The sequence below is a fragment of the Mesorhizobium sp. M1A.F.Ca.IN.022.07.1.1 genome (genome assembly GCF_003997575.1).
GTDB lineage: Bacteria > Pseudomonadota > Alphaproteobacteria > Rhizobiales > Rhizobiaceae > Mesorhizobium.
In genome coordinates this window covers 1-6,052 of sequence record NZ_RZST01000342.1, presented here as the reverse complement: position 1 = coordinate 6,052, position 6,052 = coordinate 1, and the positions used below count along the sequence as shown (strand labels likewise).

3 protein-coding genes and 1 pseudogene are annotated in these 6,052 nt (G+C 67.3%); 2 read left to right on the top strand and 2 right to left on the bottom strand.

All coding sequences use genetic code 11. The annotated features are described in order from the left end of the window. Nucleotides 1-133 precede the first annotated feature (133 nt). Both gshB and EOA75_RS27145 read left to right on the top strand, forming a co-directional pair. Nucleotides 134-1,075 (top strand): glutathione synthase, encoded by a 942-nt coding sequence (gshB, locus tag EOA75_RS27150; protein ID WP_127325601.1) that lies wholly within the window; start codon nucleotides 134-136, stop codon nucleotides 1,073-1,075. Nucleotides 1,076-1,221: 146 nt separating this feature from the next. Next, entirely contained in the window at nucleotides 1,222-2,751 is a 1,530-nt protein-coding gene (locus EOA75_RS27145) for a YifB family Mg chelatase-like AAA ATPase (protein WP_067003103.1), read from the top strand. Nucleotides 2,752-2,775: 24 nt separating this feature from the next. On the opposite strand, the gene EOA75_RS27140 is transcribed toward EOA75_RS27145, so the two are convergent. Beyond that, nucleotides 2,776-4,950 carry a malate synthase G gene (locus tag EOA75_RS27140; RefSeq protein WP_127325600.1) on the bottom strand — a complete coding sequence of 725 codons (2,175 nt, stop codon included), beginning with the start codon at nucleotides 4,948-4,950 and terminating at the stop codon, nucleotides 2,776-2,778. A 253-nt stretch (nucleotides 4,951-5,203) separates the two neighbouring features. Continuing rightward, nucleotides 5,204-6,052: pseudogene (locus EOA75_RS27135) on the bottom strand (hydantoinase/oxoprolinase family protein); the annotation flags it as partial.

The following is a 6,052-nucleotide window of genomic DNA, read 5'->3' as shown; positions in this document are numbered from 1 at the left end:
GTCGCCTCGCTGGTCGCGATGGCGCTGTCCTTCGTCGGCTATTCCCGGCTGGTCTTCGACCGATAATCTCTGGCCGATTGGCAGAAGCCGCCGATTTCCCTATATCGGCGGCAGAGATTGCCGGAGACCCGAGATGCCGTTGAAAATCGCCGTCCAGATGGACCATGTCTCGACGGTGTCGATCGCCGGCGACACCACGTTCGCGCTGTCGTTGGAAGCGCAGCGGCGCGGCCACCAGCTTTTCCACTACACACCCGACCGGCTGTCGATGCGGGGCGGCAAGGTGTTCGCGCGCGCCGAGGAGATGCAGGTGCGCGACGAGAAGGGCAGTCATTATTCGCTGGGCGAGCCGGTGCGCACCGATCTGTCGGAGATGGACGTGGTGCTGCTCAGGCAGGACCCGCCCTTCGACATGAACTACATCACCACAACCCACATTTTGGAACGCATCCATCCGAAGACGCTGGTGGTCAACGACCCGGCCTGGGTGCGCAACAGCCCGGAAAAGATCTTCGTCACCGAATTCCCGGACCTGATGCCGGAGACGCTGATCACCAAGGATCCGCAGGAGGTGGCCGCCTTCCGCAAGGAGTTCGGCGACATCATCGTCAAGCCGCTCTACGGCAATGGCGGGGCGGGCATCTTCCATCTGCACGAGGCCGACCGCAACCTCGCCTCGCTGCTCGAAATGTTCGGCCAGCTGTTCCGCGAGCCCTATATCGCGCAGCGCTATCTCAAGGACGTGCGCAAGGGCGACAAGCGCATCATCCTGATCGACGGCGAGCCGGTGGGCGCCATCAACCGCGTGCCGGCCGAGCACGATTCGCGCTCCAACATGCATGTCGGCGGCCGCGCCGAGAAGACCGAGCTCACGGAGCGCGAACGCGAGATCTGCGCCCGCATCGGGCCAGCGCTCAGGGAACGCGGCTTCATCCTCGTTGGCATCGATGTCATCGGCGACTACATGACCGAGATCAACGTCACCTCGCCGACCGGCGTGCGCGAGGTGCGGCGCTTCGGCGGCGCGGACATTGCTGCCCTGTTCTGGGACTGCGTCGAAGGGAAGCGGAAGTAGCGCCCCTCAGCTGCCCGGTGGGCGGGACCGTATGTTCCCGTAATGTTCTTGCTTAAGCTGCAAATCTGTGGTTGTCTAACCTGATCCCGCTCGCCGCCTGATCGCAGGACCGGCGAGCGAGCCGGTATCCGGGGGCTTGAGACAAGATGGTAGCGCGGGTTCGCACGGTGGCTTTCCAGGGCATCGAGGCCGTGCCGGTCGATGTCCAGGTGATGATCGCGCCGGGCAAGGTCGGCATGCAGATCGTCGGTTTGCCGGACAAGGCGGTGGCAGAGAGCCGGGAACGCGTGCAGGCCGCGCTTCATGCCTCCGGCCTGTCGATGCCGTCGAAGAAGGTGACGGTGAATCTCGCGCCGGCGGACCTGCCCAAGGAAGGCAGCCACTACGATCTGCCGATCGCGCTCGGATTGATGGCCGCGCTCGGCGCCATTCCGGGCGATATGCTGGCCGGCTATGTCGTGCTCGGCGAATTGTCGCTCGACGGCACCATCGCCGCTGTCGCCGGCGCGCTGCCGGCGGCGATCGGCGCCAACGCCGAAGGCAAAGGGCTGATCTGTCCGTTCGCCTGCGGGCCGGAGGCAGCCTGGGCCGGCAAGGATTTCGATATCCTGGCGCCGCGCAGCCTGATCGCCATCGCCAACCATTTTCGCGGCACCCAGGTGCTGTCGCGTCCCGAGGCCGGCATCCAGGTCGCCGCGCGCGACCTGCCGGACCTTGCCGACATCAAGGGCCAGGAAAGCGCCAAGCGGGCGCTGGAAGTGGCGGCGGCGGGCGGGCACAATCTCCTGATGGTCGGACCGCCGGGCTCGGGCAAGTCGATGCTGGCGCAAAGGCTGCCCTCGATCCTGCCGCCGCTGGCGCCGAAGGAGCTGCTCGAAGTCTCGATGATCGCGTCGGTGGCGGGCGAGCTCGGCGAAGGCAAGCTGACAGACCGGCGGCCGTTCCGGGCGCCGCATCACTCGGCGTCGATGGCGGCGATGGTGGGCGGCGGCTTGCGCGTGCGGCCGGGCGAAGTGTCGCTTGCGCATCACGGCGTGCTGTTCCTCGACGAGTTCCCGGAATTCACGCCGCAGACGTTGGACGCGCTGCGCCAGCCGCTGGAGACCGGCGACTGCGTGATCGCGCGCGCCAACCACCGCGTCACCTATCCGGCGCGCATCCAGCTGGTGGCGGCGATGAACCCGTGCCGCTGCGGCATGTCGGGCGAGCCCGGCTATCGCTGCCTGCGCGGCGAGCGCTGCCGCACCGAATACCAGGCGCGCATTTCCGGCCCGCTGCTCGACCGCATCGATCTCAGGATCGAGGTGCCGGCGGTCTCGGCAAGCGACCTGATCCGGCCGGACAAGGCCGAGACCAGCGCCGCTGTGGCGCAGCGCGTGGCGCGCGCCCGGGCCATGCAGCGCGAGCGGCTGGAAAGGCTGGGTGCGGCGGCCACCACCAACGCGCACTGCCCGCCTTCGGTCATCGAGGCGATCGCCAGGCCCGACGCCGCCGGGCTGACGCTGCTCAAGGACGCCAGCGAAAAGCTCGCCTTCTCGGCGCGAGCCTATCACCGCGTGCTGAAGGTCGCGCGGACGCTCGCCGATCTCGACGCCAGCGAAACCGTCGGCCGCATCCATCTCGCCGAGGCGATCTCCTACCGCATGAGCGCGGAGCGCATGGCGCAGGCGGCGTAAGGTCCCTGGCGCGGATTTCCGGCGCTACCCCGCCCGGTCCCTCGCCTTCAGCTCCAGCCTGCGCGCATGCAGCACCGGCTCGGTGTAGCCGTTGGGCTGGACTGTCCCCTTGAACACTAGGTCGCAGGCGGCCTGGAAGGCGATCGACTTGTCGAAATCCGGCGCCATCGGCCGGTAGAACGGGTCGCCGACATTCTGGCGATCGACGATCGCCGCCATGCGCTGCAGCGAATCCCGGACCTGGATCTCCGAGCACACCTTGTGGCGCAGCCAGTTGGCGATGTGCTGCGAGGAAATGCGCAGCGTGGCGCGGTCCTCCATCAGGCCGACATCGTTGATATCGGGCACTTTCGAGCAGCCGACACCCTGATCGATCCAGCGCACGACATAGCCGAGAATGCCTTGCGCGTTGTTGTCGAGCTCGCGCTGGATCTCGTCCGGGGTCCAGTTCGGCCGCACCGCCACGGGCACCGACAGGATGTCGTCGAGCCTGGCCTTCGGCCGGCTCCTCAGCGCCGCCTGCACGGCGTGCACATCCACTTTATGATAGTGGGTGGCGTGCAGCGTCGCCGCGGTCGGCGACGGCACCCAGGCGGTGTTGGCGCCGGCCTTGGGGTGCGCGATCTTTTGCTCGAGCATCGCCGCCATCAAATCCGGCATGGCCCACATGCCCTTGCCGATCTGGGCGTGGCCGGCGAGGCCGCATTCCAGGCCGGTGTCGACGTTCCACGCCTCATAGGCGGAAATCCAGGCCGCCTGCTTCATGTCGCCCTTGCGGATCATCGGGCCGGCTTCCATCGAGGTGTGGATCTCGTCGCCGGTGCGGTCGAGGAAGCCGGTGTTGATAAAGACGACGCGCTCCCTTGCGGCGCGGATCGCTTCCTTGAGGTTGACGGTGGTCCGCCGCTCCTCGTCCATGATGCCCATCTTGATGGTGTTCTTGGCCATGCCGAGCAGGGCCTCGACGCGATCGAAGATTTCCACGGCGAAGCCGACTTCCTCCGGCCCGTGCATCTTGGGCTTCACCACATACATCGAGCCGGCTCGGGAGTTGGCGCGGCGGCCGTTGTCGCCGACATCGTGCAGCGCGATCAGCGCGGTGAGCGCCGCGTCCATGATGCCTTCCGGCACCTCGTTGGCGTCGCGGTCGAGGATCGCCGGATTGGTCATCAGGTGGCCGACATTGCGCACCAGCATCAGCGAGCGTCCGGGCAGCAGCAGCTGGCCGCCATTCGGCGCCGTGTAGCGGCGGTCCGGATTGAGCTTGCGGACAAAGCTCTTGCCGGCCTTGGTGATCTCTTCCGCCAGGTCGCCCTTCATCAGGCCGAGCCAGTTGCGATAGACGACGACCTTGTCCTCGGCATCGACGGCGGCGACCGAATCCTCGCAATCCTGAATGGTGGTCAATGCGGCCTCGAGGACGACGTCGGCAATGCCGGCCGCATCGGTCTTGCCGATCTGACTGGCATGATCGACGACGATCTCGATATGCAGGCCGTTCTTTACCAGAAGCACGGCTTCCGGCGTGGCGGCGTCGCCGCGGTAGCCGACGAACTGCTTCGGGTCGGCAAGCGTGGTGGCGCCGGCGCCTTCGCCGACCTTCAGCGCGCCGTTCGCCACCGAGAGCCCGTTGATGCCGGCCCATTTGCCGGTGGTGAGCGGCACGGACTGGTCGAGGAAGTCCCTGACCCAGGCGATCACCTTGGCGCCGCGCGTGGGATTGAACGTTTTGCCCCTTTCGGCGCCTCCCGTCTCGGGAATGGCGTCGGTGCCGTAGAGCGCGTCATAAAGCGAGCCCCAGCGCGCATTGGCGGCATTGAGCGCATAGCGCGCGTTCATCACCGGCACGACCAGCTGCGGCCCGGCGACGGCCGCGATCTCCGGGTCGACGTTTTCGGTCGAGACGCTGAAGGCCGGACCTTCCGGCACCAGATAGCCGATCTCTTCGAGGAAAGTTCTGTACAGCTCCATGTCGACCGGCGCGCCGTTGGCGCGGTACCAGTCGTCCAGCCTCTCCTGCATGGCGTCGCGCTTGGCGAGCAGCGCGCGGTTCTTCGGCGCGAGGTCGTGGACGATCTCTGAAAAGCCGGTCCAGAACTTTTCCGGATCGATGCCGGTGCCGACTGCTGCCTCCTCGGCGACGAAGTCATGGAGCTCCCGGGCAATCTGCAACCCGGCGATCTCGATGCGGTCGGTCATCAGCACGTCTCCAGATGGGTAAGGCTTTGCCGGGGCTTTGACATGTTTGGGGTTCAAGGGTCAATTCGGCTTAGGGTGAAGGTGCGGCGCGGTTTCCCTTCTCCCCTTGTGGGAGAAGGTGGATCGGCGCGCAAGCGCCGAGACGGATGAGGGGTGTTCCAGCGGAGTGCGGCGCTGGTGTTCCCTGGAGCACCCCTCATCCGTCGCCTCCGGCGACACTTTCTCCCACAAGGGGAGAAGGGGGAAGGCGCGCTCACACCGCAATCCTTGGGCGCCCAGAGGCCACCGCCACCACATGCGCCTCGATGAACATGCGCTGGTTCTCGACCGTCGAGACCTTGAACTCGGTGGACACATCGATTTCGGCGCTGTCGGTGCCGGCATTCTTCGCGCGTTCGGCGACGATCGCCCGCACGTCGGCTTCCGCCGCGGCGATCGCCTTCTCCTCCTCGGTGAAGTCGCGCACCGTCTGCCCCGAGGCGAGCCGGAAAAGCCCTTCCCTGGGCTGGCTGACGCGGGCCTCGGCCGAGACGCGGACCTGGCCGACGACGGCGCCGAGCGCATTGGCGACGTCGGTGTCTTCCGGCACGATGCAGCCATTGCCGATCAGCGGCGGCAGGCCGGCGTAATGCAGCGGCGCCGAGGCGCCGAGGCCGATCACCGGCCGGTCGAGCGCGACGCTGAAGCGGGCGATGCCGGGATGCGCATCGACGGCGCGCTGCACCAGCGCATGCGCGACGGTGGCGGCGCCGTCCAGCCCGTCCTCGGCGAAGGCGGTTTCGAGGATGTATTCGGCCGACCAGCGCGTCAGCGTGACGAGCACGCGCTGGGCGAGCGCTTCCGGCGTCGCGGCGATCGCCTGGCCGCGGCCGTCGCGGCGGCGGGAAAACAGCTCGGCGCCGAGACGGGCGGCGGCGGGATCCCAGTTCGACTGCTTGCCGAGCACATGGGCGGCGTCGGACGGCGTGAAGCCGCAAATGTGCACCAGGCCGCGCGCCACCAGCCGGTTGAGCGTGGCGTTCTGGGCGTTGGAGCTGAGCAGCCGGTCGAGCGCCAGCGGGGTGGCGCCGATCGCGTCGTAGAGTTTCGCTTCCGGCGCGGT

Bases quoted from the DNA above. Each gene is read 5' to 3' on its own strand.
- gshB (WP_127325601.1), top strand. From the start codon at position 134: ATGCCGTTGAAAATCGCCGTCCAGATGGACCATGTCTCGACGGTGTCG.
- EOA75_RS27145 (WP_067003103.1), top strand. From the start codon at position 1,222: ATGGTAGCGCGGGTTCGCACGGTGGCTTTCCAGGGCATCGAGGCCGTG.
- EOA75_RS27140 (WP_127325600.1), bottom strand. From the start codon at position 4,950: ATGACCGACCGCATCGAGATCGCCGGGTTGCAGATTGCCCGGGAGCTC.